The organism is Streptomyces sp. NPDC014882 (genome assembly GCF_043081325.1).
Taxonomy (GTDB): Bacteria; Actinomycetota; Actinomycetes; order Streptomycetales; family Streptomycetaceae; genus Streptomyces.
The window spans coordinates 225113-249505 of sequence record NZ_JBIBWL010000013.1 but is presented as its reverse complement, the minus strand read 5'-3'; the positions used below and the strand labels follow the sequence as shown (position 1 = coordinate 249505).

The 24393-nt window shown below is 74.6% G+C and carries 24 protein-coding genes; 11 read left to right on the top strand and 13 right to left on the bottom strand.

The window, feature by feature from the left end; genetic code table 11:
• Positions 1-11 precede the first annotated feature (11 nt).
• The 3 genes from ACF09K_RS27060 (at position 12) to ACF09K_RS27050 (ending at position 2420) form a co-directional block, all read left to right on the top strand.
• On the top strand, positions 12-764 hold the full coding sequence (locus ACF09K_RS27060; RefSeq protein WP_392247519.1) for a LamB/YcsF family protein: 753 nt from the start codon (positions 12-14) through the stop codon (positions 762-764).
• Positions 761-1387, top strand: a complete 627-nt coding sequence (locus ACF09K_RS27055) for an allophanate hydrolase subunit 1 (protein WP_392247518.1) — start codon at positions 761-763, stop codon at positions 1385-1387. The genes ACF09K_RS27060 and ACF09K_RS27055 overlap by 4 nt, the downstream gene beginning before the upstream one ends.
• Before the next feature lie 163 nt (positions 1388-1550).
• Positions 1551-2420 carry a biotin-dependent carboxyltransferase family protein gene (locus ACF09K_RS27050; RefSeq protein WP_392247516.1) on the top strand — a complete coding sequence of 290 codons (870 nt, stop codon included), beginning with the start codon at positions 1551-1553 and terminating at the stop codon, positions 2418-2420.
• A gap of 33 nt (positions 2421-2453) precedes the next feature.
• On the opposite strand, the gene ACF09K_RS27045 is transcribed toward ACF09K_RS27050, so the two are convergent.
• The 4 genes from ACF09K_RS27045 to ACF09K_RS27030 form a co-directional block, all read right to left on the bottom strand.
• Positions 2454-3698, bottom strand: coding sequence for a glycosyltransferase (locus tag ACF09K_RS27045; protein WP_392247514.1), 1245 nt, complete (start codon positions 3696-3698; stop codon positions 2454-2456).
• Positions 3695-4822: a glycosyltransferase family 4 protein gene (locus ACF09K_RS27040; RefSeq protein ID WP_392247512.1), complete on the bottom strand. Its 1128-nt coding sequence runs from the start codon at positions 4820-4822 to the stop codon at positions 3695-3697. The genes ACF09K_RS27045 and ACF09K_RS27040 overlap by 4 nt, the downstream gene beginning before the upstream one ends.
• 165 nt (positions 4823-4987) lie before the next feature.
• A complete protein-coding gene (locus ACF09K_RS27035; protein WP_392247510.1) occupies positions 4988-6409 on the bottom strand; it encodes a HEAT repeat domain-containing protein in 1422 nt (473 codons plus the stop codon).
• A gap of 323 nt (positions 6410-6732) precedes the next feature.
• Positions 6733-7125 (bottom strand): ankyrin repeat domain-containing protein, encoded by a 393-nt coding sequence (locus ACF09K_RS27030; RefSeq protein WP_392247509.1) that lies wholly within the window; start codon positions 7123-7125, stop codon positions 6733-6735.
• A gap of 263 nt (positions 7126-7388) precedes the next feature.
• Here ACF09K_RS27030 and ACF09K_RS27025 point away from each other — a divergent pair, with 263 nt between their 5' ends.
• Together ACF09K_RS27025 and ACF09K_RS27020 are read left to right on the top strand one after the other, a co-directional pair.
• Positions 7389-7583, top strand: a complete 195-nt coding sequence (locus tag ACF09K_RS27025) for a hypothetical protein (protein ID WP_363091434.1) — start codon at positions 7389-7391, stop codon at positions 7581-7583.
• 69 nt (positions 7584-7652) lie between these two features.
• Positions 7653-9221, top strand: a complete 1569-nt coding sequence (locus tag ACF09K_RS27020) for a hypothetical protein (protein ID WP_392247506.1) — start codon at positions 7653-7655, stop codon at positions 9219-9221.
• 62 nt (positions 9222-9283) lie between these two features.
• On the opposite strand, the gene ACF09K_RS27015 is transcribed toward ACF09K_RS27020, so the two are convergent.
• On the bottom strand, positions 9284-10783 hold the full coding sequence (locus ACF09K_RS27015; protein ID WP_392247504.1) for a PLP-dependent aminotransferase family protein: 1500 nt from the start codon (positions 10781-10783) through the stop codon (positions 9284-9286).
• A gap of 98 nt (positions 10784-10881) precedes the next feature.
• Between ACF09K_RS27015 and ACF09K_RS27010 the strand changes: the two genes are divergently transcribed.
• From ACF09K_RS27010 to ACF09K_RS26995, 4 genes are all read left to right on the top strand, one after another.
• Entirely contained in the window at positions 10882-11547 is a 666-nt protein-coding gene (locus ACF09K_RS27010) for a YitT family protein (protein WP_392247502.1), read from the top strand.
• Positions 11544-12311, top strand: a complete 768-nt coding sequence (locus tag ACF09K_RS27005; protein ID WP_392247500.1) for a glycerophosphodiester phosphodiesterase — start codon at positions 11544-11546, stop codon at positions 12309-12311. Before ACF09K_RS27010 ends, ACF09K_RS27005 begins: the two co-directional genes overlap by 4 nt.
• 62 nt (positions 12312-12373) lie before the next feature.
• Entirely contained in the window at positions 12374-13729 is a 1356-nt protein-coding gene (locus ACF09K_RS27000) for an MFS transporter (protein ID WP_392247560.1), read from the top strand.
• Positions 13730-14007: 278 nt separating this feature from the next.
• The gene (locus tag ACF09K_RS26995) at positions 14008-14382 is read left to right on the top strand and encodes an RNA polymerase-binding protein RbpA (RefSeq protein WP_020128921.1); all 375 of its coding nucleotides are present in this window, start codon (positions 14008-14010) and stop codon (positions 14380-14382) included.
• Between the two features lie 163 nt (positions 14383-14545).
• Here ACF09K_RS26995 and fxsA read toward each other — a convergent pair whose 3' ends face one another.
• The 4 genes from fxsA to ACF09K_RS26975 all read right to left on the bottom strand — a co-directional run bounded on the left by fxsA (position 14546) and on the right by ACF09K_RS26975 (position 18841).
• Positions 14546-15106, bottom strand: coding sequence for an FxsA family membrane protein (fxsA, locus tag ACF09K_RS26990; RefSeq protein WP_392247498.1), 561 nt, complete (start codon positions 15104-15106; stop codon positions 14546-14548).
• Positions 15107-15192: 86 nt separating this feature from the next.
• Positions 15193-16119: a polyprenol monophosphomannose synthase gene (locus tag ACF09K_RS26985; protein WP_392247496.1), complete on the bottom strand. Its 927-nt coding sequence runs from the start codon at positions 16117-16119 to the stop codon at positions 15193-15195.
• Positions 16120-16687: 568 nt separating this feature from the next.
• Positions 16688-18301 carry an amidohydrolase gene (locus ACF09K_RS26980; protein WP_392247494.1) on the bottom strand — a complete coding sequence of 538 codons (1614 nt, stop codon included), beginning with the start codon at positions 18299-18301 and terminating at the stop codon, positions 16688-16690.
• Positions 18302-18400: 99 nt separating this feature from the next.
• Positions 18401-18841: an Lrp/AsnC family transcriptional regulator gene (locus tag ACF09K_RS26975; protein ID WP_392247493.1), complete on the bottom strand. Its 441-nt coding sequence runs from the start codon at positions 18839-18841 to the stop codon at positions 18401-18403.
• Positions 18842-19081: 240 nt separating this feature from the next.
• Here ACF09K_RS26975 and ACF09K_RS26970 point away from each other — a divergent pair, with 240 nt between their 5' ends.
• Together ACF09K_RS26970 and ACF09K_RS26965 are read left to right on the top strand one after the other, a co-directional pair.
• Positions 19082-19549, top strand: a complete 468-nt coding sequence (locus tag ACF09K_RS26970) for a hypothetical protein (protein WP_392247491.1) — start codon at positions 19082-19084, stop codon at positions 19547-19549.
• A gap of 261 nt (positions 19550-19810) precedes the next feature.
• Entirely contained in the window at positions 19811-20059 is a 249-nt protein-coding gene (locus ACF09K_RS26965; protein WP_392247490.1) for a hypothetical protein, read from the top strand.
• Here the strand turns inward: ACF09K_RS26965 and ACF09K_RS26960 are convergent.
• The 4 genes from ACF09K_RS26960 to ACF09K_RS26945 form a co-directional block, all read right to left on the bottom strand.
• A complete protein-coding gene (locus tag ACF09K_RS26960) occupies positions 20022-21194 on the bottom strand; it encodes an acyl-CoA dehydrogenase family protein (RefSeq protein WP_392247488.1) in 1173 nt (390 codons plus the stop codon). The two genes, ACF09K_RS26965 and ACF09K_RS26960, sit on opposite strands and share 38 nt — an antisense overlap.
• A 558-nt stretch (positions 21195-21752) precedes the next feature.
• Positions 21753-22412, bottom strand: coding sequence for a TetR/AcrR family transcriptional regulator (locus ACF09K_RS26955; protein ID WP_392247486.1), 660 nt, complete (start codon positions 22410-22412; stop codon positions 21753-21755).
• A 108-nt stretch (positions 22413-22520) separates the two neighbouring features.
• Complete coding sequence (locus ACF09K_RS26950; RefSeq protein WP_392247485.1) at positions 22521-22667, bottom strand: SCO1431 family membrane protein; 147 nt, start codon at positions 22665-22667, stop codon at positions 22521-22523.
• 162 nt (positions 22668-22829) lie between these two features.
• Positions 22830-24296, bottom strand: coding sequence for a peptidase C39 family protein (locus ACF09K_RS26945; protein WP_392247483.1), 1467 nt, complete (start codon positions 24294-24296; stop codon positions 22830-22832).
• Positions 24297-24393: the final 97 nt, after the last annotated feature.

The window sequence follows — 24393 nt, the reverse complement described above, 5'->3', positions numbered from 1 at the left end:
CAGGAGACAGCATGATCGATCTCAACGCCGATCTCGGCGAGGGCTTCGGACGCTGGCAGCTGACCGACGACGAGCAACTGCTGTCCGTCGTGACCAGCGCCAACGTGGCCTGCGGCTTCCATGCCGGGGACGCGTCCACCATGCGGCGGGTGTGCGAGCTGGCGGCCGGGCGGGGCGTGACGATCGGCGCGCAGGTCTCCTACCGCGACCTCGCCGGGTTCGGGCGGCGCGCGATGGACGTGCCGCCCGCCGAGCTGGCCGCCGAGGTGGCCTACCAGATCGGCGCCCTGGAGGTCTTCGCCCGCGCGGCGGGCGCCCGCGTGGCGTACGTCAAGCCGCACGGCGCGCTCTACAACCGGGTCGTGCACGACGAGGAGCAGGCGGCGGCGGTGGTCGACGGGGTGCTCCTGGCCGACGCCACGCTGCCCGTGCTGGGGCTGCCGGGCTCGCGGTTGCTGGAGCTGGCCGGGAAGGCGGGGCTGTCCGCCGTCACGGAGGCGTTCGCGGACCGCGCCTACACCGAGGAGGGCACGCTGGTGCCCCGGGGCCGGGACGGGGCCGTGATCACCGATGCGGACGCCGTCGTCGAGCGGTCGGTGAGCCTGGCCGGGCTCGGAGAGGTCACCTCCCGCTCGGGGACGCGCATCGAGGTACGCGCGCGTTCCCTCTGCCTGCACGGCGACACGCCCGGCGCGGTGGAGCTGGCCCGCCGGGTCCGGCGGCGGCTGGAGGAGTCCGGTGTGCGCGTGGCGGCGTTCGCGTGAGGGCGCTTCCCGTGGGCCGGGACGCCCTGCTCCTGGAGGTGGCCTCCGGTGCGGAGGCCCAGGCTCTGCACGCCGATCTGCTGCGGCGGCGCGCCGAGGGCTCGCTGACCGTGCGGGAGATCGTCCCGGCGGCCCGTACGGTCCTCCTCGACGGTCTGGCCGACCCGGCCCGCTGGGCCGCCGAACTGACCAGGGCCGCCGTGCCGCCCGCTCCCCCGCGCACGGGTGAGGTGATCGAGCTGCCGGTGCGGTACGACGGCCCCGACCTGGCCGATGTCGCCGCCCACTGGGGTGTCCGCGCGCGGGAGGTGGCCCGCATCCACGCGGCCACCGAGTTCCGCGTCGCGTTCTGCGGCTTCGCCCCCGGATTCGGCTACCTCACGGGCCTGCCGTCGCGCTGCGACGTCCCGCGCCGGGCGACCCCGCGCACCGCCGTGCCGGCCGGGTCGGTGGCGCTGGCGGGCCCGTACACGGGGGTCTATCCGCGCTCCTCACCGGGCGGCTGGCAGCTGATCGGAACCACGTCCGCCGTGCTGTGGGACCACGCGCGCGTGCCGGCCGCGCTGCTGACCCCGGGCACGCGCGTGCGTTTCGTCCCCGTGGACCGGGCGGGGGCGGCATGAACGTCCTCCTGCCGGCACCACGGCGCCGCGGCGCCGCCGGCCGGGTGCCGATGCCCCGTGGCCGCGACGGGAGTGCCCCCGTCACGGCGGGCTGCCCGGGCCGCGTGGGCACCGGCCGCGCCGCCGGGGGCCCCCGCGCCACCCATGCGCGCGGGGGCGCCGTATGACGGACCGTGCGCTCGTCGTCGTGCGCGCCGGGGCGCTCACCACCGTGCAGGACCGGGGCCGTCCCGGCCACGCCCATCTCGGCGTGCCGCGCTCCGGAGCCCTGGACGCGCCCGCGGCGGCGCTCGGCAACCGCCTCGTCGGGAACCCGCCGGGGGCGGCCGTTCTGGAGACGACCCTCGACGGCTGTGCCGTGCGCCCCCGGTGCGCGGTCACCGTGGCCGTCACCGGCGCTCCGTGCCGGGTCGTCGTGGACGGCCGGCCCGCCGCCTGGGGAACGCCCGTGCGGGTGCCGGCGGGAGCCGTCCTGGACGTCGGCCGCGCCGTCTCCGGCGTACGGAGCTACGTCGCCGTGGGGGGCGGCATGGCCGTCGACCCCGTCCTCGGCAGCCGCTCGACGGACCTCCTGTCGGGCCTCGGTCCGGCTCCCCTCGGCGACGGCACCGTCCTGCCCCTGGGACGGGCGGGCACGCCGTGCGCGCATGTGGACGTCGCCCCGCAGCCCGCGCCCCCGGCCGAACTGGTCCTCCGGATCACCCTGGGCCCGCGCGACGACTGGTTCACCCCCGGCGCGGTCCGGGTGCTCACCTCGCGCGCGTACCGCGTGTCCGCGGCGAGCAACCGCATCGGGCTGCGCACCGGGGGACCCGCGCTGGAGCGCGCGGTGACGGGTGAACTCCCGAGCGAGGGAATGGTCCTGGGCGCCGTGCAGGTCCCCCCCGACGGCAGGCCGGTGGTCTTCCTGGCGGACCACCCGACCACCGGGGGCTACCCGGTGATCGGGGTGGTCCGCCCCGCCGACCTCCCGTACGCCGCCCAGGCGGCACCGGGCACCCCGGTCCGCTTCGTGGCGGTACGCGGCCGTTGACGCGCCGCGGCCGTTGACGCGCCGCGGCCGGTGTCAGCGCGGGGACGGTGCCGTCCCCGCGCTGACGCCGGCTCCGTCGGAGCGCGGCACTCCCGCCATGTCGTTCCCCGCTCCTTCTGCCGCCCCCGCTCCCGCTCCCGGCCGGGTGAGCACCGTCGCGTCGTGGGCCGCCAGGAAGGCCTCCACCGCCGTCGCCCATCCGAAGCCCTCCGCACGCGCGCGTGCCGCCCCGCGCCGCTCCGCCGGGGGCCGCGCCAGCAGCTGCTCCACGGCGTCCGCGAACGCGTCCCCGCGGTCCGCCGCGGTCGCCCCGGCGGCCCCGATCACCTCGGGCAGCGCCGAGGAGGCGCTGGCGACCACGGGCGTGCCGCAGGCCATGGCCTCCAGCGCGGCGAGCCCGAACGTCTCCGCGGGTCCCGGTGCGAGACACACGTCGGCGCAGGCCTGGAGGGCGCCGAGCAGGCCGCGGTCGGAGACGTGTCCCAGGAAGGTGACCGGCAACCCGCGTTCCCGGGCCCGCCGTTCGAGCCGGCCCCGCAGCGGCCCGTCGCCGGCCACCACCAGCACCGCGCGCGTGCCACGGCGCACCAGGGACTCGAGCGCGTCCAGCGCCGTGCCGGGGCGCTTCTCCACGGACAGCCGGGTGCACGTCACCAGCAGTGCCTGGTCGTCGCGCGCGTACCGGGCCCGCAGCCGCGCGTCGGCCAGCGCGGGGTGCCGTTCCAGCAGGTCGACGCCGAGCGGCGCCCGCATCACGTTCCGGGCGCCGATCCGCACGAACTCCCGCTCGGCGAACTCGGTCGTGCAGACCACGCGCGCGTAGCTGTGCGCCGTACGGACGTTGAGCGAGTCGGCGGCTCGCCGGGCGGCGCCCTCCGGCAGCCCCCACGTGCGCAGCACGCCGTCGGCGGTCTCGTGGGAGACCATGACGGCGGGGACCCGGGCCCGGCGCGCCCACCTGCCGGTCCAGCGCAGCGTCGTACGGTCGCAGACCTCGAGGCGGTCCGGTTCCAGGTGTTCGAGCAGGCGGGCGACATGCCGCTTGTCGGTGAGGACGCGGTAGCCGCCGGTGCCGGGCAGCAGCGGTCCGGGCAGGGTGATCACCCTGCCCTGTTCGGTGTCGCGGTCGCTCTCCCGGTCACCCGGCACGACCAGGACCGGTTCGTGTCCGGCGGCGCGGTAGCCCCTGCCCAGTTCGCGCAGCGCCGTGCGCAGTCCGCCCGAGGCGGGGGCGACGAAGTTGGCGAGACGGACGATCCGCAGCGGTCCGGCGCTCATGCGGCCACCGCCGGCCGGCGCGCGGCGAGGACGTCGCCGTAGTGGCCGATCAGCCGGTCGCCGACGGCGGCCCAGGTGCGGCCCTCGACCATGGCCCGTCCGGCGGCCCCGTAGGCCCTCCGGCGCGCCGGGTCGGCGGCCAGGGCGGCGACCGCGTCGCGTACGGCGCCGGCGTCGCGCGGCGGGACGAGCAGGCCGGTGCGCCCGTGGTCGACCAGGTCCAGCGGTCCGCCGGCGGCGGGCGCGACGACCGGGACGCCGCTCGCCATGGCCTCCTGCACGGTCTGGCAGAACGTCTCGAAGGGCCCGGTGTGCGCGAAGACGTCCAGCGAGGCGAAGACGCGGGCGAGTTCGTCGCCGGTGCGGCGGCCGAGGAAGACGGCGCCGGGCAGTGCCTCGGCGAGCCCCGGCCGGGCGGGCCCGTCGCCCACCACCACGACCCGCACGCCGTCCAGGCCGCAGACGCCGGCGAGGAGTTCGACCTGTTTCTCGGGGGCGAGCCGCCCGACGTAGCCGACGATCACCTCGCCGTTCGGGGCGAGTTCCCGGCGCAGCGCGTCGTCGCGGAGGGCGGGGCGGAAGCGGACGGCGTCGACGCCGCGTGGCCACAGCCTGACCCGGGGCACGCCGTGCGCGGCCAGGTCGTGCAGGGCCGCGCGGGAGGGGGCGAGGGTGAGGTCGGCGGCGGCGTGCACGGAGCGGATGCGACGCCAGGCGGCCGCCTCGCCGGCGTGCACATAGGTGCGGGCGTATCCGGCCAGGTCCGTCTGGTAGACGGCCACGGCGGGAATGCCGAGCCGGGTGGCGGCGGCCATGCCGCGCACGCCGAGGACGAAGGGGCCGGCCAGGTGGACCATGTCGGCCCGGTGGTCGGCGAGGGCCGCGGCGACGCGGCGGCTGGGGAGGGCGACGCGGACCTGGGGGTAGCCCGGAAGCGGGAGGGAGGGGACGCGGACGACGGGGCAGGGCGCTTCGGCGTCCGGCCCGGGACCGGCGGCGGTGGCCGGCGCGACGACGAGCGGGTGGTGGCCGCGGTCCACGAGGTGCCGGGCGGTCTGGAGCGCGCAGTGGGCCACGCCGTTGACGTCGGGGGGAAAGGATTCGGTCACGATGACGACACGCATGGGGGTGTTGTCGCCATGCAGGACGTGTACGCGTCAAAGTGGATCTTTCCTGACGACGAACGTCCCGTGAGCGTTGCGCCGCAGGCCCGAGCGGGTCGGACGGCGTCCACGCCCGTCCGACCCGCGGGTCGTCCGCCGTTCACCCGGCGGGTGCGCTGCCGTCGGTCACATGGCGGAGGCGGCGTCCGGCCCGATCCGGCTGCGTACGGCCGTCTGGACCTCCGCCTCCTCGGCGGGGTCGGCGGCGAGGCGGCGGAGCCGCTCCACGACCCGGGCGTCGCCGGTCTCGGCGTGCCGGGCGGCGATCTCACGGGTGGTCTCCTCACAGTCCCACAGGCACTCGACGGCGAAGCCCGTGGCGAAGGAGGGGTCGGTGGCGGCGAGTGCGCGGGCGCAGCGCCCGCGCAGATGGGACGAGGCGGTCTCGCGGTAGATGTGGCGCAGGACCGGGGCCGCGCAGGCGATGCCCAGCCGTCCGGCGCCGTCGACCAGGGTCCACAGGGTCGGCGCGTCGCAGCCCTCGCCGCGCACGGCCTCGCGCAGGGCGCCGAGGACCAGGTCGCTGTCACGGGCGGTGCCCCGGCAGGCGAGCACCCGGCCGGCCGCGGCACCGAGGGCGTCGGGCCGGTGGGCCCAGCCGCGGGCCCGGTCGACCGCGGCGTCACCGCGCATGCGTTCGAAGGCGTCGACGGCGGCCTCCACGACGAGCCCGCTGCCCGTCGCCACGGCCCGTTCGATCAGGTCGGGGGCCTCGGGGTCGTCGTGATCGGCGAGGTAGCGCAGGGCGGTGCACCGGGCTCCCTCGGTGCCATCCTCGGCCGCCCGCACGATCTCCGCGCGGTCCTCGGGCCCGGCCACGGCGGTGAGGCAGCGGGCGGCGGGGACGTGGAGCGCGGCGCCCCGTTCGATGCCTTGCTGGGCCCACTCGAACACGGCCCGCACGCTCCAGCCGGGGCGGGGGCCGGTGGAGTTCAGCTGCCGCTGCCAGCGGTCGAAGCAGCCGGCCTCCTGGGCGGCACGCACGCGTGCGGAGACGTGCTCGCGGGGGTCGTCGGCCCACAGCCGCCAGGGCCGCGGCTCGAACGCGTCCCGTACGACGGCGGCCAGCCGGGCCTCCCCCTCGGGGTCGGTGGCGAACCGCGCGAGCACGGGGGCGGCGAGGGCGCGCAGGCCGGCGTCGTCGTCGCGCAGGGCGAGTTCGTCCAGCGCCCAGGCCCAGTTGGAGCCCGAGGCGGCGTACCTGCGCAGCAGGTCGAGGGCGTCCCGCCGGCCGTAGGAGGCGAGGTGGCCGAGGACGGCCAGACTCAGGCCGGTACGGCTCTCCTCGGCGTCGAAGGCGTCCTCGACGTCGAAGAGGTGCGCCTCGATCTCGTCGAGGGCGCCGTCCAGGTCGAGGTAGAGACGGGCGTAGTAGAGGGAGCGGTTCTCCACCTGCCAGTCATGGCGCGGATCACGCAGCACGCAGTGGTCGAGTGCCGCGAGCGCCTCGGCGCGGGGGGCGGTGAGGGCGTGCAGTGTGCCGTCGCCGCGGCCCCGCTGGAGCAGGCCGAGCAGCGTACCGCTGGGCGCTATGAACGGATCGAACATGGGAAACAGCCTCACATCAAGCGTCGACGCAACCGGGGACGTGCATTACCTGGCCGCGTGACAACGCGTCGGGGCGCCCGCCGTTTCCTGCTTGCTGTAAGCCATCTTCCTCTGCCTCTCGTCGGTGGCCCATGCGGACCGTGTCACGGTCCGCGCGGTGCGGCAACACCTGCCCGGCCATCGCGTCCGTGAATCACGTCGTCATGATGACTCGGCAGCTCAGCCCGCCGCGACCGAAATTTCCGGCGGCCCCGTACCGCCTCCCCCGTGGTCGTCGATTCACCTGGTCAGGAGCCCTTTCCCGCCCGCTCGGGAAGCCCGGCTCACCCCGCGCCGAACAGCTCCAGCAGCTCCGTCCTGCCGAACATGCGGGCCGTGTCGACCGCCGAGGGGGTGCCCGCGGCAGGGTCGGCGCCGGCCTCCAGAAGGACGTGGATGACGTCCGTCTCCCCCTTGAAGACGGCACCGGCGAGGGGGGTCTGGCCCCGGTCGTTGACCCGGTCCGCCTCGGCCCCCCGGGCCAGCAGCGCCCGGACCGCCTCGGCGTGGCCGTGGTAGGCGGCGAGCATCACCAGCGAGTCGCCCCGGTCGTTGGTGAGGTCGGCCGGAACGCCCGCGTCGACGTAGGCCACGAGCTCCTCGGTCCGTCCCCGGCGGGCAAGATCGAAGATCTTGGTCGCCAGTTCCACGACCTCGGGGTCGGGGACTTCGGTCATCGGCCGGACCGCCTCTCGTTGCAACCGTTCAGGTGAATCGCCAGGGTACTGGCTCCCCGGACACATGGCGCGACCTGCCGGAGGCAACCATCACGGCGGGACCCGTTCGCCGCAACTCCCCTGCTCACGCGGCCCGCCCGGGCCTCGGCCACACGGAGGAAATTCTCCGAATTTCACCCAGTTGCACCTTTTATCGTATGGATACATGCTGTGACCCTGGAAGTACTCATGGTGACTGTCCCCCGTGAACCAGGAGAACTGAAATGATCCTGTCCATCTCAGGCGTGGTCCTGCTCGGCGTCATCGTCTTCCTCTTCTGCCGCAAGGACGGGCTGAAGGCGTCGCACTGCTTCGTCTGCGCCCTGTTCGGCTTCTACCTGGCCAGTACGGCCATCGCCCCGAGCATCAAGGCCGGCGGCGAGAGCCTGGCCAGCATCCTGGGCGGCATCAAGTTCTGAGGCCGCCCGGCCCCCGCAGCCCGTCCCCCCGCCGTCCGTCCCTTCCGTACGCACCTCCAGGAGACAGCAGTGGCCCGGCGTCCTCTCCCCCGGATCCTGAGCACAGGCAGCGCGCAGATCGCCCGGAGCCGGGAACTGGCCCGGACGGCGGCGGACAGCGCCACCGACATCCTCCACCCGCTGATCACGGTGACCCGCGGTCTGCGCCGGCTGGCCTCGGCCGGGCGGCGCAGGTGGGCCGAGACCCCCAAGGACAGGCGCGGGCCGCTGCTGTTCCTGGTGGCCTCGGTGATCCTCGTCGTGGCGCTCGTACCGTACGGACCGCTGCTCGCCGTCATCACCGTGATGGCGGCAGCCGCCTGGCAGGGCCGGGACCGCACCCCACCGGTTCCCGAGGGCCCGGACGAGTCGCAGATCCAGCGGCTCCGGGCGCTGTACGAAGCCCTGGTGCCGTACTTCTCCACGGCGGAGGACCCTTCTCCCCTCTACGCGCACGGCGGTGAGTGGGAGAAGGCCTTCCCGGCGTACGAGTTCGACGGCTCGGGACGGATCACCCGGCTGGAGATCCGCTACCCCGCGTACTTCCCGGACGGCGAGGCCGGGGCACGCGCGCGTGTCGAGCACCTGCTCACGGCCAAGTCCGGCCGGGGGCGGGAGTACCACTTCGGCTGGGACGAGGAGGGCAACACGCTCACCGTGTCGGTGCTCGCGCCGCTCCCCACCGACCTCGCCGCCCAGCGCTTCGTGACCGCGCCCGGCGAAACCGTCCTGGGCTTCACCGACCCCTCCCAGGTCCCGCGCACGCTCCCGCTCACCCACGGCGAGGAGCGGCGCGACGTCCCGCCGGTCGTCTGGCGCACCGGCATCCGCTCCACCGAGCCCCACCTGCTGGCGGTCGGCCAGCCCGGCAGCGGCACCTCGACCCTGCTGCGCTCCGTCGCCCTCCAGGCCCTCCAGCACGGCGACGTCCTGGTCATCGACGGCGGCGGCACCGGCGAGTACGCCTGTCTGACCGGCCGGGACGGTGTCCTGGGGGTCGAGGTCGGGCTCGCCGGGGCCCTGGCGAGTCTGGAGTGGGCGGCGCACGAGACCGAGCGTCGGCTGATCGCCGCCAACCGCGCCCGCCAGGAGGGCCACCCGCCTCCGGACGACACCAGGCGGCCGCTGTGGATCCTGCTCGACCGGCCGACGGCCTTCACCCACCTCGCCGACGCCGACGGCCGCAAGGACCCGCAGTCCCTCCTCCAGGTTCCCCTCCGGCACGGCCGCGCGGCCCAGGTCACGGTGGTGGTGGCCGAGCAGTTCGACAGCCTGGACGCCCTGAGCGACCCCGTCCGGCAGCACACACGCGCGCGGGTCGTCCTCGGGCCCGCCCCCGCAGCACTGCTGGAGACGGTCCTGGGCGTGCGGCCGCACACCTCCCCCGCCGAACACGTCCCGCCGGGGCGCGGTTACGCCCGGCTGGGCAGCGGCCCGGCCCACCGCCTCCAGGTGCCGGCGACTCCCGACCCCTACGACGACGCCACCAGCGACGCGCACCGGCAGGCGGTGCTGGAGCTGCTGCCGCCGCGGACGACGCCCGCGGACGGCGAGAAGCTGCCGGTGCCCGCCGAGGCCGTGGCGGCGGAGAGTTCCTGACCGGAGCCGGCGCACGCGCCGGCGGGCCGCGGCCGGGTGGTCACGCACCCGGCCGCGGCACCTCACGCCACGAACGTGCGGGGGCCCTCGCCGCCCGCGGCCCCCCCGCTCTCCACGATCCGGGCGGCCGCGGCAAGTCGCGCCGCCGCCTCCTCCGCCACCGCGCCGCCCACGGTGAACGGCAGCCGCACGAAGCCCTCGAAGGCGCCGTCGACCCCGAACCGGGGACCGGACGGCACCCGCACCCCGACCTGCTCCCCCGCCTCGGCCAGCCGGGACCCGGAGAGTCCCCCGGCCCGCACCCACAGGGTCAGTCCGCCCCTCGGCACGGCGAACTCCCAGTCGGGCAGCCGGCGGCGGACGGCCGCGATCAGCGCGTCCCGGTTGTCCCGGGCCTGCGCGCGGCGCAGCTCCACGGCCTGCTCCCAGCCGCCGGTGCCGAACAGCCAGTTCACGGCCAGCTGCTCCAGGACCGGCGTCCCGAGGTCGGCGTAGGCGCGGGCGGCGACCAGGCTGCGGATGACGTCGGGGGCGGCGCGGACCCAGCCGATGCGCATGCCGGCCCAGAAGGCCTTGCTCGCCGAGCCCACGGTGATGACCGTCGACCCGGCCGGGTCGAAGCCGCACACCGGGCGGGGCATCTCGACGTCGTCGTCGAGCCACAGCTCGGTCATCGTCTCGTCGGCGACCAGCACGGTCCCCGCCGACCGGGCCGCCTCGACGAGCCGGCGCCGCTGGTCCTCGTCGGCGAGCGCGCCGGTGGGGTTGTGGAAGTCGGCGACCACGTAGGCGATGCGCGGCGCGGCTTCACGCAGGACCTGCCGCCAGCGGTCCATGTCCCACCCGGCGAGCCCCTCCGCCATCGCCACGGGCACCAGCCGGGCGCCCGCCTCCCGCATCAGCTGGAGGATGTTGGCGTACGAGGGCGACTCGACGGCGATGCGCTCGCCGCGGCCTCCGAAGAGGTGGCAGATGGCGTCGATGGCGCCCATCGCGCCCGTGGTCACCATGATCTGCTCGGGCATCGTCGGGATCCCGCGCCGGGTGTACCGCTCGGCGATCATCGCGCGCAGGGCGGGCAGCCCCGCCGGGTAGTCGCCGTGCGTGTGGGCGTAGGGGGGCAGTTCCTCCAGTGCGCCCTGGACGGCCCGGGTGAGCCACGGTTCGGGGGCGGGGAGGGCGGCGCAGCCGAGGTCGATCACCGAGCCGAGGGCCTCGGGCGGCAGGGGTTCCAGACCGCGCGCGGGCACCGGGTTGCCCGCGGGGACGGAGGTCCAGCTTCCGGCACCGCGCCGGGACTCCAGGAATCCCTCCGCGCGCAGGGCCTCGTAGGCGGCCGCGACGGTCGTGCGGCTGACGGACAGGGCGAGGGCCAGTTCGCGTTCGGCGGGCAGGCGCGCGGCGACGGGGACCCGTCCCTCCAGGACGAGCAGCCGGACGCCGTCGGCGAGGGCGCGATAGGCGGGCGGACGGCGCGTCCCGGGGCCGGCGGGCCGGTCCTGCTGGGACGTGAGAAGCCGCGCGAGTTGTGCGGCGCCCACCGCGGAGGTCCACTGCGCCATGGATATCAGTCCACCTTCCCGGAATTGGCCATGGATGACCTTTGCTTCCCTGCCACAGAGTGACACGCGTCAGTCCACCGTCACCACCAGGGGTCCACTTGTCCGAGCCGCTTCCTCCCGTCGGCCCACTCACCCGCCGGCTCACCCAGCTCTACGCCGGTCTCGCGCTCTACGGCGCCAGCTCCGCGCTCCTCGTGCGGGCGGGCCTCGGTCTGGAACCCTGGAACGTGCTCCACCAGGGGCTCGCCGAGCGGAGCGGCCTGTCCATCGGCGTCGTGTCGATCGTCGTGGGCGCCGCCGTACTGCTGTTGTGGATCCCGCTGCGCCAGCGCCCGGGGCTCGGCACCGTCTCCAACGTCTTCGTGGTCGGTCTCGCGATGGACGGCACGCTCGCCCTGGTCCCCGAGGCGCACGGCCTGGCCGTGCGGGTGCCGCTGCTGGTCGCCGGCATCGTCCTGAACGGCGCGGCCACCGGCCTCTACATCGCGGCGGCCTTCGGCCCGGGGCCGCGCGACGGGCTGATGACGGGGCTGCACCGGCGCACCGGCCGGTCGATCCGCCTGATGCGGACGGCCGTGGAGATCGCGGTGGTGGCGACCGGCTTCGCCCTCGGAGGCACCATCGGCGTCGGGACCCTGCTGTACGCCGTCTCGATCGGACCGCTCGCCCAGCTGTTCCTGCGCGTCTTCGCCCTGTCCGCGGCACCCGCCGGCAGCACGGTGGTTGCCGGCGGGTCACCCCGGGGAGCGATACTGCGTCCGTGAGCACCCCCGTACGCCACCCGTACCTCGACCACCCGGGTCCCATCCCGTTCGCGCACCGCGGCGGGGCCGCCGACGGCCTGGAGAACACCGTGGCGCAGTTCCGCCGCGCGGTCGAGGCGGGCTACCGCTACATCGAGACCGACGTCCACACCACCCGGGACGGCAGGCTCGTCGCCTTCCACGACACGACGCTGGACCGGCTGACCGACGGCACGGGCCGCATCGCCGACCTGCCGTGGACGGAGGTGCGCCGCGCGCGCGTGGGGGGCAGCGAGGCGGTCCCGCTGTTCGAGGAACTGCTGGAGACCTTCCCCGAGGTCCGCTGGAACGTCGACATGAAGGCCGAACCGGCCCTCCACCCCCTGCTCAACCTGATCGCCCGCACCGGCGCCTGGGACCGCGTCTGCGTCGGCTCCTTCTCCGAGGCCCGTGTCGTGCGCGCCCAGCGGCTGGCGGGCCCCCGCCTGGCCACGTCGTACGGCACCCGCGGGGTGCTGAACCTGCGGCTGCGGTCCTGGGGCGTGCCCGCGACGGTGCGCCGGTCGGCGGTCGCCGCCCAGGTGCCGGAGGAGCAGTCGGGCATACAGGTGGTGGACCGGCGCTTCGTGCGTTCCGCCCACGCGCGCGGGCTCCAGGTGCACGTGTGGACGGTCAACGAGGCGGATCGGATGCACCGGCTCCTGGACCTGGGGGTGGATGGCATCATGACCGATCACATCGACACGTTGCGCCAGGTCATGGTGGACCGGGGCGTCTGGGTCTGATCCCGGTCCCCTCCCGTTCCGCGGCCGTGCGCGGCATCTTGGGCGGGGAGACGGGGGCGCTGGTGGGCACCGACACCGTGCGGACGGAGGCGTCCGACGAGGCGGCCGGGCGGCGGCGCGAACAGCGCGGCTGGTACTTCTACGACTGGGCGTGCTCCGTCTACTCGACGAGCGTGCTGACCGTGTTCCTGGGCCCGTACCTGACGTCGGTCGCCAAGAACGCCGCCGACCCGGACGGCTATGTGCATCCGCTGGGCATCCCGGTCCGCGCGGGCTCCTTCTTCGCGTACTCGGTGTCGCTGTCGGTGATCGCGGCCGTCCTGGTGATGCCGCTGGTGGGCGCGGCCGCCGACCGCACCGGCCGCAAGAAGCCCTTCCTGGGGGCCGCCGCCTACACCGGGGCCGCGGCCACGACGGGCATGTTCTTCCTCTCCGGCGACCGCTACCTGCTGGGCGGCGTGCTGCTGGTGGTGGCCAACGCCGCCCAGTCGGTCGCAATGATGCTCTACAACTCCTATCTGTCCCAGATCGCCCCGCCCGAGGAACGCGACGCGGTGTCCTCGCGCGGCTGGGCCTTCGGGTACGCGGCGGGCTCCCTGGTCCTGGTCGTCAACCTGGTCCTCTACCTCGCCCACGACACCTTCGGCGTCTCGGAGTCCACCGCCGTGCGGATCTGTCTGGCCTCGGCGGGCCTGTGGTGGGGCGGCTTCACCCTGATCCCGCTGCTCCGGCTGCGCGACCGCCCGCCGGCGGCCGCCGCCACGGGCACGGCGAGCATCCCGGGCCCGCGCCGGCTGGTGGCGACCTTCCGGGACATGCGCCGCCACCCGCTGACCCTCGCCTTCCTGCTGGCCTACCTCGTCTACAACGACGGCATTCAGACGGTGATCTCCCAGGCCTCGGTCTACGGCTCCGAGGAACTCGGCCTCGGCCAGTCCACCCTCATCGGCGCCATCCTCCTGGTGCAGGTCCTGGCCGTCGCCGGTGCCCTGACGATGGGCCGGCTGTCCCGGATCTACGGTGCGAAGCGCACGATCCTGGGCTCACTGGTGGCCTGGACGCTCACCCTGACCGCCGGCTACTTCCTGCCGTCCGGCGCGCCGGTGGGCTTCTTCCTGCTGGCGGCCGCGATCGGCCTGGTCCTCGGCGGCAGCCAGGCCCTGTCACGCTCCCTCTACTCCCACCTCGTCCCGCCCGGCAAGGAGGCCGAGTACTTCTCGGCCTACGAGGTGAGCGACCGCGGGACGAGCTGGCTCGGCCCGCTGCTGTTCGGGATCACCTACCAGGTGACCGGCAGCTACCGGGACGCGATCATCTCGCTGGTGGTCTTCTTCGTCCTCGGTTTCCTGTTGCTGGCGCGGGTTCCGGTACGGCGGGCCATCACCGAGGCGGGCAATCCCGCTCCCGAAAGGATTTAGCGCTGGAGACCAAAGGGCGGTAGTGTACGCGTTTGGCCTGCCAGGCGTACCGTTACTGCGCGTCAAAGATGCCGAAACGCTGGGTGACATCTCCTTTCAGATGTGACAAACCGGGCGCCGGTGGGTACTGCACTGGTTGACAAGGCTGCGGCTACGACGGCGACGCACGACCCGGAACGGGACTCCGAACGGGAATCTTTACCGCCGACCGGACGTTGACCGGATGACGACGACAGCGACACCTGTCCTGTGGGCGACAAGCCCGGGAGGCACGATTCATGAGTGAGCGAGCTCTTCGCGGCACGCGCCTCGTGGTGACCAGCTACGAGACGGACCGCGGCATCGACTTGGCCCCGCGCCAGGCCGTGGAGTACGCATGCGAGAAGGGGCACCGCTTCGAGATGCCCTTCTCGGTGGAGGCGGAGATCCCGCCGGAGTGGGAGTGCAAGGTCTGCGGAGCACCTGCGCTCCTCGTGGACGGCGACGGCCCTGAGGAGAAGAAGGCCAAGCCCGCGCGTACGCACTGGGACATGCTGATGGAGCGGCGGACCCGTGAGGAACTCGAAGAGGTCCTCGAAGAACGGCTGGCCGTTCTGCGTTCCGGAGCGATGAACCTCGCGGTGCATCCTCGGGACAGCCGTAAGTCCGCGTAGTTCCGCGGAGCTGGGGCTGGTTTACAGCGCACGAGAAATGACCGCGGGCGCCGTACGCGATATCGCGTACGGCGCCCGCGGTCTTTCCTTGCCCCACTGCCCCGTGCCTCACGGGCACCGGCTCACGGGCGCCGGCTCGTGGGCACCGGCCGACGGGCCGGGCTCACCGCGTCAGCGGGGGGCGCTGGTCCTGGCGTCCCTCTTCGTGCCCGTCCCTCCTGATCACCTCGCCCTGGACCACCTTTCCGTCCGGGCGGTGCATGCGGGCCTGCTGGAAGGCGTCGCCGAGGCTCCCGGGGCCGGCCGTGCGGAGTTTGCGGTCGACCGTGCGTTCCGCACGGCGGCCGACCGCCTTCTGGACCGGCGGGAGGAGCAGGAGCAGCCCCAGCGCGTCGGAGGCCGGGCCGGGGATCATGAGGAGGAGGCCGCCCAGCATCATCAGGCCGCTGCCCCCGCCCGAGGAGGGGGGTGTGCCGCGCCGGAGCGCCTCGTCGAGGTTCCGGAAGGCGCGTCGGCCCGCCCGCTTGATGACCACGGAGCCGAGCAGGAACCCGGCGAGCAGCAGCAGGAAGACCGCGAACCCGCCGGCCGCGTCCGCGACCACGGTCAGCAGCCAGATCTCCAGCACCAGCCACGCGGCCAGCCCCAGCGGCAGGAACGTCCGCAGACGCGAGCGCCGGGGCCGGGTGTCGAGGGGCGGGGGAGTCTGAGCGCCGGTCGTCATGTCCCCAGTGTGCCTGGCCCCGTCTCAGAGCGGCGTAAGGGGCCGATCAGCGGCGTGAACGGCGCTGTGGCTCGATGCGCATGCGGTCAAGGCCGCGGGTGCGGGGGCTGCTGCGGTGACGGGGCGGACGAGGTGGACCGGTCGGACTCGGCGGACCGGTCGGACTCGGCGGATCGGTCGGACGACGCCGGGGGCGGCTGCGCCGTGGTCCGGGCCTGTTCCTGGCCGCCCGTCCGGCCGGCGATCTTGCCGACGCGCTCCCCCACGCCCCAGGCCGTGACCCGCCACAGCGCCTCCACGAGGATGTCGCGGCTCATCTTGGAGTCGCCCAGCTCGCGCTCGACGAAGGTGATGGGCACCTCGACGACGTGGTAGCCGGCCTTGACGGCCCGGCGGGCGAGGTCGACCTGGAAGCAGTACCCCTGCGAGGCGACCTCTTCGAGGCCCAGGCCTTCGAGGGTCTCGCGCCGGAAGGCGCGGTATCCGCCGGTGACGTCGCGCAGCGGCAGGTCGAGCGCCAGGCGCGAGTAGAGGCTGCCGCCGCGGGAGATGATCTCGCGGGACCGGGGCCAGTTCACGACCCGGCCGCCCGGCACCCAGCGGGAGCCCAGCACGAGGTCGGCGCCCTTGAGGGCGGTGAGGAGGCGGGGCAGTTCCTCGGGCTGGTGGGAGCCGTCGGCGTCCATCTCGACCAGGACGCCGTAGCCGTTGTCCAGGCCCCAGCGGAAGCCCGCGAGGTAGGCGGCGCCGAGGCCCTCCTTGCCCTTGCGGTGCAGCACCCGGACGTGGTCGTCCGCGGCGGCCAGCTCGTCGGCGAGTTTGCCGGTGCCGTCGGGGCTGTTGTCGTCGGCCACGAGGACGTGCGCCTCGGGGACGGCCTCGCGCACCCGGCCGACGATGCTCTTGATGTTCTCCGCCTCGTTGAAGGTCGGAATGATCACCAGCGCCGTGCCGAGCGGACCGAACTTCCTCCCCCGGTCCTGTGCCGCGCGGGTCGCGTCGCCGTCGTTCACTGCTGCCCCTTCGTGTCCGTACGCAGGGGTCCACCATAGTGGCCACCGCCTGGGGTGACGCGACAGGACGTTCGTACGGTGGTGTCGTTTCCGCAAAAGCAGGGTATGCATGTGCTTTTGCGCTCGTATGACCGGGGCGTGCCGCCGGGGGCGGCGCCCGTGCGGTCCTGCGGAGGGGGCCCGGCACCCTTCGGGCCGACCTGGGACCCGCCGGCTGCGGATCGACCTGAAGCCGTTGTCTACTGAGCGTCCGGGCCCCACCCGGGTCGCACCGCCCCGGCCGGCCGGAACGCTCCCTCGTCCTGGTGCGGCGCTGCGCCTGGCTCCCAGCGGCGGCGCGCCCGTGCGGCATGCCGTCCCTGACCCAGCGGCGCACCGGCGAGTGCGCGGACGTTCCCCGGTGGGGCGTCCGGTGGTGGACCCGGCCGAACCTACCGGCCCCCCGCGGTCGGCTGTCAACAGCCGTTCGACCTGCGGCTCTTCGGGTAACGCGCTGGTCAGCGGGCAGATGGCGACTCTCGCGGGGCGCGGTGCGGACGGGTGATCTTCCGCGCCGCGCCCCGGCGGATCACTCGCCCGGACGTACGAACACCGTGCGTCCGCCGACCACCGTGCGCAGGCACTCGGGCAGGTCCGTGCCGGGGGTGAGGTCGGGCAGGCCGGGTGTGCCCGAACGGGGATCGGTGGACCAGCGGGCGACGCGGTCGTCCGGGGCCTGCACGACCAGGGCGCCGGTGCGCCAGACGGCGTAGTCGGCGGGCGCGCCCGGTACCAGGACGCCCGCGTCGTCGCGTCCGACGGCCCGCCAGCCGCCCCGCGTGTGGGCGGTGAAGGCGGCGCGCACGGAGATCCGGTGCTCGGGCGTGCGGTGGAAGGCGGCGGCGCGGACCGTGCCCCACGGGTCGAGGGGGGTCACCGGGCTGTCGGAGCCGAAGGCGAGGGGGACGCCGGAGCGCAGCAGGGCGGCGAACGGGTTGAGGGAGCGGGCCCGCTCGGCGCCCAGGCGCTGGGCGTACATGCCGTCCTCGCCTCCCCACAGGGCGTCGAAGGCGGGCTGGACGGAGGCGGTCAGGCCGAGTTCGGCGAAGGCGGCGATCGTCTCGGGGGTGAGCATCTCGGCGTGCTCGACGCGGTGGCGGGCGGCGCGCACGCGGGCCGGGCCGACCTTGTCCGCCGCCGCGCGCACGCCCTCGACGACGGCGGTGACGGCGGCGTCGCCGATGGCGTGGAAGCCCGCCTGGAGGCCGGCCTCGGTGCACGCCGCGACGTGCGCGGCGACCGCGGCGGCGTCCAGGTAGGCGGTGCCGGTGTGGGCGGCGTCGCGGTACGGGTCGTGCAGGCAGGCGGTGTGGGAGCCGAGGGCGCCGTCGACGAAGAGGTCCCCGGCCGCGCCGCGTGCACCCAGCGCGCGCGCCTTGTCGACGTCGCGCTCCGCCCAGTAGCCGACGACCCGCGGACCCGGTTCCTCGGCGGCCAGCCGCAGCAGGGCGGTGAAGTCGTCCTCGGAGGAGATCTCGGGGCCGGCGCACTCGTGGACCGAACCGATGCCGAGCGAGGCGGCGTGCGCGAGGGCGGCCCGCTGAGCCTCGGCGCGCCGGTCCGGCGTCACGGCCGCGAACGCCGCGGCGCGGACGGCGTGGTGGGCGTCGGCGGTGAGCGGGGCGTCGCCCGGCCGGTCCGTCGCACCGAGACCGGGGACCATGTCCAGCAGGGCCGTGGTGACGACCGCGGAGTGGACGTCGATGCGGGACAGGTAGAGGGGCCGCCCGCCGGTGGCCTCGTCCAGTTCGGCGCGCGTCGGGGGGCGGCCGCCGGGCCAGCGTGCGGCGTCCCAGCCGTGGCCGAGGAGAACCGTGTCCCGCGGCCGGGCCGCGGCGAACTCCCGCACCCGGACGAGGGCCGCCTCCAGGGAGGGCGCGGCCGACAGGTCGAGGCCGGTCAGGGCCAGGCCGGTGGAGGTGGTGTGGACGTGGGCGTCGGTGAAGGCGGGGGTGACCAGGGCGCCGTCCAGGTCGACCACCTCGTCGACGCCGTCCGCGAAGGCGTCGGCGGCGCCCTCGGAGCCGACCCAGGCCACCTGACCGTGCTCGACGACCATCGCGGTCGCGAACGGGTCGGCGGGACTGTGGACCTCTCCTCGGCGGAGCAGGACGGTCTTCGGGTCGGGGGTGCGCTCGCTCATGGCACCAGTCTCGTACCTCGCTCCGGCCGGCCGGCACGGGGGACCCTCGTACCGGGGTGCCGGTACCGGGTGCCGGGGGTCCGTCCGGGGCGGCGGTCCTCAGATCCGGGGCGGGCGGGCCTCGTACGGGGTGGACAGCACGACCGTGGTGCGGGTGGAGACGCCCGCGAGGGCCCGCAGCCGGCTCAGCAGCTCCTCCAGTTCGTGCGGGGTGGCCACCCGCACCTTGAGGATGTAGTTCTCGTCGCCGGCGACGCTGTGGCAGGCCTCGATCTCGGGCACTCCGGCGAGCCGGTCGGCGATGTCGTCGGGCGCGCTGGGATCGAAGGGTTTCACCGAGATGAAGGCGGTCAGGGGCAGCCCGACGGCCTCGGCGTCGACGACGGCCGCGTACCCCCGGATCACGCCGCGCTGTTCCAGCCGGCGCACCCGCTGGTGCACGGCCGACGTGGACAGGCCCGTGGCCTTGCCCAGGTCGGTGTAACTCATCCGCCCGTCCTTGACGAGCAGCTGCACGATCTGTCGGTCCAGCTCCTCCATGGCGCAAGAACTTACAGGGCGCGCGATCTCTTCGTATACGTATACAGCTCAGGTCATACCGGCTCGTGATGTGACGGACGGCGCGAGCCGATCGGCATCTGCGCATGGCATGTGACCAACACCACAGCACATGCGAACTCTTCGTGATGGTCCCGTGATTACCACCGCCGAGCGCTGGGAAGTGCTTGCTGTGGTCGAGGCCGCAGTGCCTGAACGGCCCAGCCCGAGGGGGAGAATCCCATGCAGAGCCTTAAGCGTCCTGGTCGCACCGCGCCCAAGCGGTTCCAGCCCACCGTCGTCGAGTCCGAGCCGGAGGGCGTCGAACCCGACGGCTACGACGGCCTCGACGACGAGAGCGGCGACCACTCCTACGAGTTCGACGCCTACGACACGTTCGAGATGTACCGGGTGATCTGCCCGGACTGCGCGCAGCCCATCGCCCTGCTGGCGGACGAGGAGGTCCTGCCGGAGCACGCGCTGTGCGCCTCGCCGTGGAACCCGTTCGGGCTCACGGTCTGCGCCGGTACGGGCCGGGCGGCGGCCGAGGCCCGTTCCGCGGACGAGTCGCCGCAGCCCCAGGAGCAGGAGACGGCACTGCTGTTGACGCTCCCTCAGGGACTGGACTGGCGCATGCAGCCCTTCTCGCACGTCGGCGGACCGGCCTCGCGTCCGATCCGGGTGCCGGCGCTGCGCCGACACGCCGCCTGAGCGCTCCCGCCCGACTCCCCCGGCCGAACCGTGACACGGCCCGCGTCATGCCGGTCCGCGCCGTGTCCCGTGTCCTGCTCCGCGGCCCGGCCGCGGGCCGCGCTCGACACGGCCCGGCGTGCGAGTGCCGGGCGGGCAGGGGTGGATGACGAGGTGTCAGGAAATGGTCGCGTTCCCGCGGGCCCTACCGGGGGCACGTCCCGAACTCACGCGCGGGGGTGCGGGCCGTGACCTCGCGTCGCGCGCTCGCGTTGTCCTGGTATGACCCCCACCTATCAGGCGTCCGGGCGTCACCGCCACCTGTTCGTCCCCGTCCCCGTACCGGCGAAGACGGCTCCGTCGCCGCCCCCGCAGGACCCGCCGATCTACCGCGACATGATGCGCACCTGGGCCGACCGGGGACGCACCCTGCCCGGCCGGCAGGACCCGGAGTGGGTGCGGCTGGCGGCACCGCTGGTGCGGCCGGGTCAGTTCAGCGGGTCTCCGGACCCAGCAGCTGACGGGCGATGACCATGCGCTGGATCTGGTTCGTGCCCTCGACGATCTGCAGGGCCTTGGCCTCGCGCAGGTAGCGCTCGACGGGGAAGTCCGCGGTGCAGCCGTAGCCGCCGAGCACCTGGACGGCGTCCGTGGTGACCTGCATCGCCGCGTCGGTGCAGTGCAGCTTGGCCATGGCCGCCTGGCGCACGAACGGCCGGCCGGCGTCACGCAGTCGCGCCGCCGCGAGATACAGGGCCCGGCCCGACTCGACCCGGGTCGCCATGTCGGCGAGCAGGAAGCGCAGCCCCTGGAAGTCGGCGATCGGCCGCCCGAACTGCCGGCGCCCGGTGGCGTGGGCGACCGCCTCGTCCAGGGCCGCCCGGGCGACACCGACGGCGCAGGCGGCGATGCCGAGCCGTCCGGAGTCCAGGGCGGCGAGGGCGATCGCGAAGCCCTGCCCCTCGGCGCCGATGCGCAGCGCGTCGGGGATCCGCACCCCGTCGAAGTGGACCTGGGCGGTCGGTGAGCCCCTGAGTCCCATCTTCCTCTCCGGCGGCGCGGCGCTCAGCCCCTCGGCGTCGCCGGGCACCAGGAACGCGGTGATGCCGCGGGCACCCTCGCCGCCGGTGCGCGCCAGGACGGTGTAGAAATCGGCGATGCCCCCGTGGGTGATCCAGGCCTTGGTCCCGTCGACGACCCAGCCGTCGCCCTCCCGGACGGCCCGGGTGCGCAGCGCGGCCGCGTCGGAGCCGGAGGCGGGCTCGGAGAGGCAGTAGGCGCCCAGTTGTCCCCCGCCCAGCATCGCGGGCAGGCGTGCGGCCCGCTGCTCCTCGGTGCCGTGGGTGGCGAGGGCGTAGCCGGCCAGGGTGTGCACGCTGACGCCGAGGCCGACGGTGAGGCGGGCGGCGGCGAGTTCCTCGAGGACCTGGAGGTAGACCTCGTACGGCTGGTCTCCGCCGCCGTACGCGGCCGGGTAGGGCAGGCCGAGGAGGCCCGCTCCGGACAGGAGGGTGAACAGCTCGCGCGGGAAGTGTCCGGCCTCCTCCTCCGCGGCGGCGCCCGGGGCGATCTCGCGGCGGGCGATGTCCTGGACGAGGGCGAGCAGGTCGCGGGCCTCCTCCGTGGGCAGGAGACGGTCCAGGGGCGGTGCTGCGCGGTCGGGCATGACCCCACTCTCCTCCTCGGGCCGGCCTGCGGCCCGGCGCGGTGAGTATGCCCGCGGGAGGCGGCGGTCGCACGGTCCGAGCGGAGGCGATCGGTCCGCACCGGCGATCGAACCGCTCCGGGTCTCTCACGCTTTCGACGCCGCGTTATCGCGTTCATGCCCAGAAGGGCACCCCTGTCTCGAGGTCCCGTGCTCCTCCGGCGGCATCGACGGGGGGTGCCCGAACGCCCGCGGCCCCGGGCGGCACCGCGACCGGTCCGGGGCCACGGGGACGTACGAGCAGGGTTCCGAGGATCGAGGACCGCGGGCCGCTCGGGACCAGGCGCCCCGCGACAGGCCCGGGGTGCGCCGGAGTGCGTTGACGGCCGGTCGGGTCGCGGCGTCCCGGCGGCCCTCGTGGCGAAGGCGGCGCACGAGAAGCGGCAGGGTCCGGGCGGGGCCCTCTTCCGGGAGGCGAGCGGGGACACCGCGGGCGATGAGCTGATCGAGGCCGTCAGCCGGCCGGTCCCGGAGGGGCACTCGGGGCGGAGGACCAGGAGCCTTCGCCCCGGGGGCGGTTCAGGACTCGCGCCGGGCCGGCTTCGGGGCCGGGAAGGCGCCGTCGAGTTCCTCGACGGCGCGCAGGGCGCCGCCCAGGGTCCTCACGAGGAGGTCGCGCATGGTCTCGCGGGAGAGCTCGGGGCGGTGGATCCAGTCGAGGGTGGCGCCCTCCACGCTGCACACCCAGGACAGCAGGCTCATGCGGGGCAGCGCCGGGATGTCGCTGCGGCCGTAGGCGCCCTCGGCGATGGTGGCCACGATCGCCTCGCGCACCCCGTCGCGGATGGCGTGCACCTCGGCGTCGAAGCCGACGCCTCCGCTGACGATGGTGCGGTAGGCGGCCTGGTGGTGCTCGGCGAAGCGCAGGTAGCCGTCGATCGTGCGGTGGACCCGGTCCACCTGGGGCAGTTCCGCGCCGCTCGCCGCGAAGGAGACCAGGTCGGCGACGGAGTCCTGGATGATCGCCAGGTAGTAGCCGCGCTTGGACCGGAAGTAGTAGTAGATCAGCCCCTTGGCGACGTGCGCCTGCCGGGCGATGTCGTCCATGGAGAGCGCGTCGTAGGACGTGTCGGCGAACAACCTCCGCCCGATGGCGATGAGTTCGGCGCGACGCGCCAGTGAGCGTTCGGTGCCGCGCGGTCGGGGACGGGACGCGTCACGCTGCTGGCTGATGTTCAATGTCGACCCTGGCTCCACAACGCTCGGCGGGACGACGTCAGTATGTCAGGTCGAATCGGGTCCGGGCGCGGCGGTCCCGGCCCCGCGGGCAGTGCTCCCGCGCCGGCGTCAGACCAGGCCCAGCCGGGTCACGAGCATCGCCACCACGACGACCAGGACCCATCCCATGACGTGCTCGAAGATCTTCGGACCGTCGTCCACGGGCCCGCCGGTACGGGTGCGGGTGGCAGTGGCGGCGGCGGTGTGCGCGGTCATGGTCTCTCACTGACGGTCGTGCGTGCGGTGGACGGCGGTCTTCCCCCGGGCCGTCCACCTTGCCACCGTGCGGGGCTTTTGCGGCCGAGAGCTTGCTCACACGGGGGCGGGCCTCGTCGCGGCGGGCACCGCGACGAGGGCCGCCCCCGGGCGGAGCGGGGCTCAGCGCACCCCGACCGCCGCGAGCGCCCTGCGCTGGAGGGCGCTCGGACGTGCCGGGAAGTAGAGGTAGCAGACGCCTCCGGTGCCCGACGCGACCTTGCCGCCGGCGTTGTACCGCTTGGTCCGCAGCCAGATGTTCTCGAACTCCCGCCGCCGGTAGACGCGCCGCACCGCCGGATCGCTCGGCGAGGCCGGGTCGTTGGCGATCACGTCGCCGTCCGCGGTGAAGCCGATCACGGTCATCAGGTGGCCGGCGGTCCCGTACCCCGCGCCCGTCAGCTCCTCCTTCAGGAAGGACTGCGAGGTGATGGCCGGGATGCCGGCCGCGATCAGCGTCTCCAGGTCGGTGAGGGAGCCGAGCCGGGTCACCACGCCCTGGAGGTCATCGAACGTGGCGGCGTAGGCCGCGTTGAACGGCCAGTTGCCGCAGCCCTCGTACTGGTGGTCGAAGGTGTGGCGGGCCGCGTGGCACACCTGCGGGTCGGCGTACGCGGGGTCGACCCAGGCCAGTTGCTCCGGGGTGAGGCGGCCGCCCCAGTACTCGATGATCATCTGCGAGGAGGTGGGGCTGCACCAGGCCTCGCCGCCGTTGTCGTACTCGGGGTACTGGCCGGCGTGGATCTCCTGCGAGTAGCGCGGGACGACCAGTTCCCGCGCGAGACCCGGCACCGAGGCCGGGACGGTGAAGCGGTCCGGGACGTCGGAGCCCATCGCGCCCGCCCGCCACACGGTCGGGGTGAGCTTCGTGCCGGGCCTGCGGTGCAGGGTCAGGCGCAGCCGGTACGACGTGAGGCGCAGGCCCGTGGCCGCGTCGTCGACCGCGAGGGTGTCCGTCCACACGGTGCTCCTGCCGTCGGTCTGTCCGTCGACGGAGGTCCGCTTGACGTCCTGGTCGCCGGCGGCCCACCGGCCCATCACGTACCAGGGGGTGTCCGTGCCGTCGGAGTAGCCGGCCTTCAGCTCGATCTGGAGCCAGGTGCCGGCCGGTGCGGCGGCGTTCCAGGAGGCGATCGCCTCGGTGGCGGGGACGGCGAACCGGTGGACGGGAGAGGTCCAGGTCGCGTACTCCCAGGCGGCGGTGGTGCCGGTGTGCGGGTCGGTGTAGTCGGTGGTCCCGGCCGGGGTCGCGAGGACCAGCCCGGGCCGGACGCCGGCGACGGCGCGGGTGCCCGCCGCGGCGCCGGAGCGCCAGTCGGTGTACGTGGTCCAGGAGTGGTACTCGACGGGGCGGCGCGGGGCCGCACCCGGCCCCCCTTCCGGCACCGCGCCCGGTGCCGCGCCCGGCATCGTGGCCGGGCCCGCGGGCCCGGCGGGGACGGCGGGGACGGCGGCCTCGGCCACCGCGGGGGCCGCGCCGCCCGCCACGGCGGCGACGACCGCGGCGGCGAGGAGTGTCCGGCGGGACGGCTGGTCGATTCGGTCGGAGAGCCGTTCGGCCCTCCTGGACGGCTGTTCGGCTCTGCTCATGAGCGAAAGACTCCCAGGGTGTCCGAGTCGGAGCGGATCCGGTGTGCGGTGTGCGGTGTGCGGTGTGCGGTGTGCGGTGTGCGGTGTGCGGTGTGCG

Coding starts and splice junctions, on each gene's coding strand:
- ACF09K_RS27060 (WP_392247519.1), top strand. CDS start 12: ATGATCGATCTCAACGCCGATCTCGGCGAGGGCTTCGGACGCTGGCAG.
- ACF09K_RS27050 (WP_392247516.1), top strand. CDS start 1,551: ATGACGGACCGTGCGCTCGTCGTCGTGCGCGCCGGGGCGCTCACCACC.
- ACF09K_RS27045 (WP_392247514.1), bottom strand. CDS start 3,698: ATGAGCGCCGGACCGCTGCGGATCGTCCGTCTCGCCAACTTCGTCGCC.
- ACF09K_RS27040 (WP_392247512.1), bottom strand. CDS start 4,822: ATGCGTGTCGTCATCGTGACCGAATCCTTTCCCCCCGACGTCAACGGC.
- ACF09K_RS27035 (WP_392247510.1), bottom strand. CDS start 6,409: ATGTTCGATCCGTTCATAGCGCCCAGCGGTACGCTGCTCGGCCTGCTC.
- ACF09K_RS27030 (WP_392247509.1), bottom strand. CDS start 7,125: ATGACCGAAGTCCCCGACCCCGAGGTCGTGGAACTGGCGACCAAGATC.
- ACF09K_RS27025 (WP_363091434.1), top strand. CDS start 7,389: ATGATCCTGTCCATCTCAGGCGTGGTCCTGCTCGGCGTCATCGTCTTC.
- ACF09K_RS27015 (WP_392247504.1), bottom strand. CDS start 10,783: ATGGCGCAGTGGACCTCCGCGGTGGGCGCCGCACAACTCGCGCGGCTT.
- ACF09K_RS26995 (WP_020128921.1), top strand. CDS start 14,008: ATGAGTGAGCGAGCTCTTCGCGGCACGCGCCTCGTGGTGACCAGCTAC.
- fxsA (WP_392247498.1), bottom strand. CDS start 15,106: ATGACGACCGGCGCTCAGACTCCCCCGCCCCTCGACACCCGGCCCCGG.
- ACF09K_RS26980 (WP_392247494.1), bottom strand. CDS start 18,301: ATGAGCGAGCGCACCCCCGACCCGAAGACCGTCCTGCTCCGCCGAGGA.
- ACF09K_RS26975 (WP_392247493.1), bottom strand. CDS start 18,841: ATGGAGGAGCTGGACCGACAGATCGTGCAGCTGCTCGTCAAGGACGGG.
- ACF09K_RS26970 (WP_392247491.1), top strand. CDS start 19,082: ATGCAGAGCCTTAAGCGTCCTGGTCGCACCGCGCCCAAGCGGTTCCAG.
- ACF09K_RS26965 (WP_392247490.1), top strand. CDS start 19,811: ATGACCCCCACCTATCAGGCGTCCGGGCGTCACCGCCACCTGTTCGTC.
- ACF09K_RS26960 (WP_392247488.1), bottom strand. CDS start 21,194: ATGCCCGACCGCGCAGCACCGCCCCTGGACCGTCTCCTGCCCACGGAG.
- ACF09K_RS26950 (WP_392247485.1), bottom strand. CDS start 22,667: ATGACCGCGCACACCGCCGCCGCCACTGCCACCCGCACCCGTACCGGC.
- ACF09K_RS26945 (WP_392247483.1), bottom strand. CDS start 24,296: ATGAGCAGAGCCGAACAGCCGTCCAGGAGGGCCGAACGGCTCTCCGAC.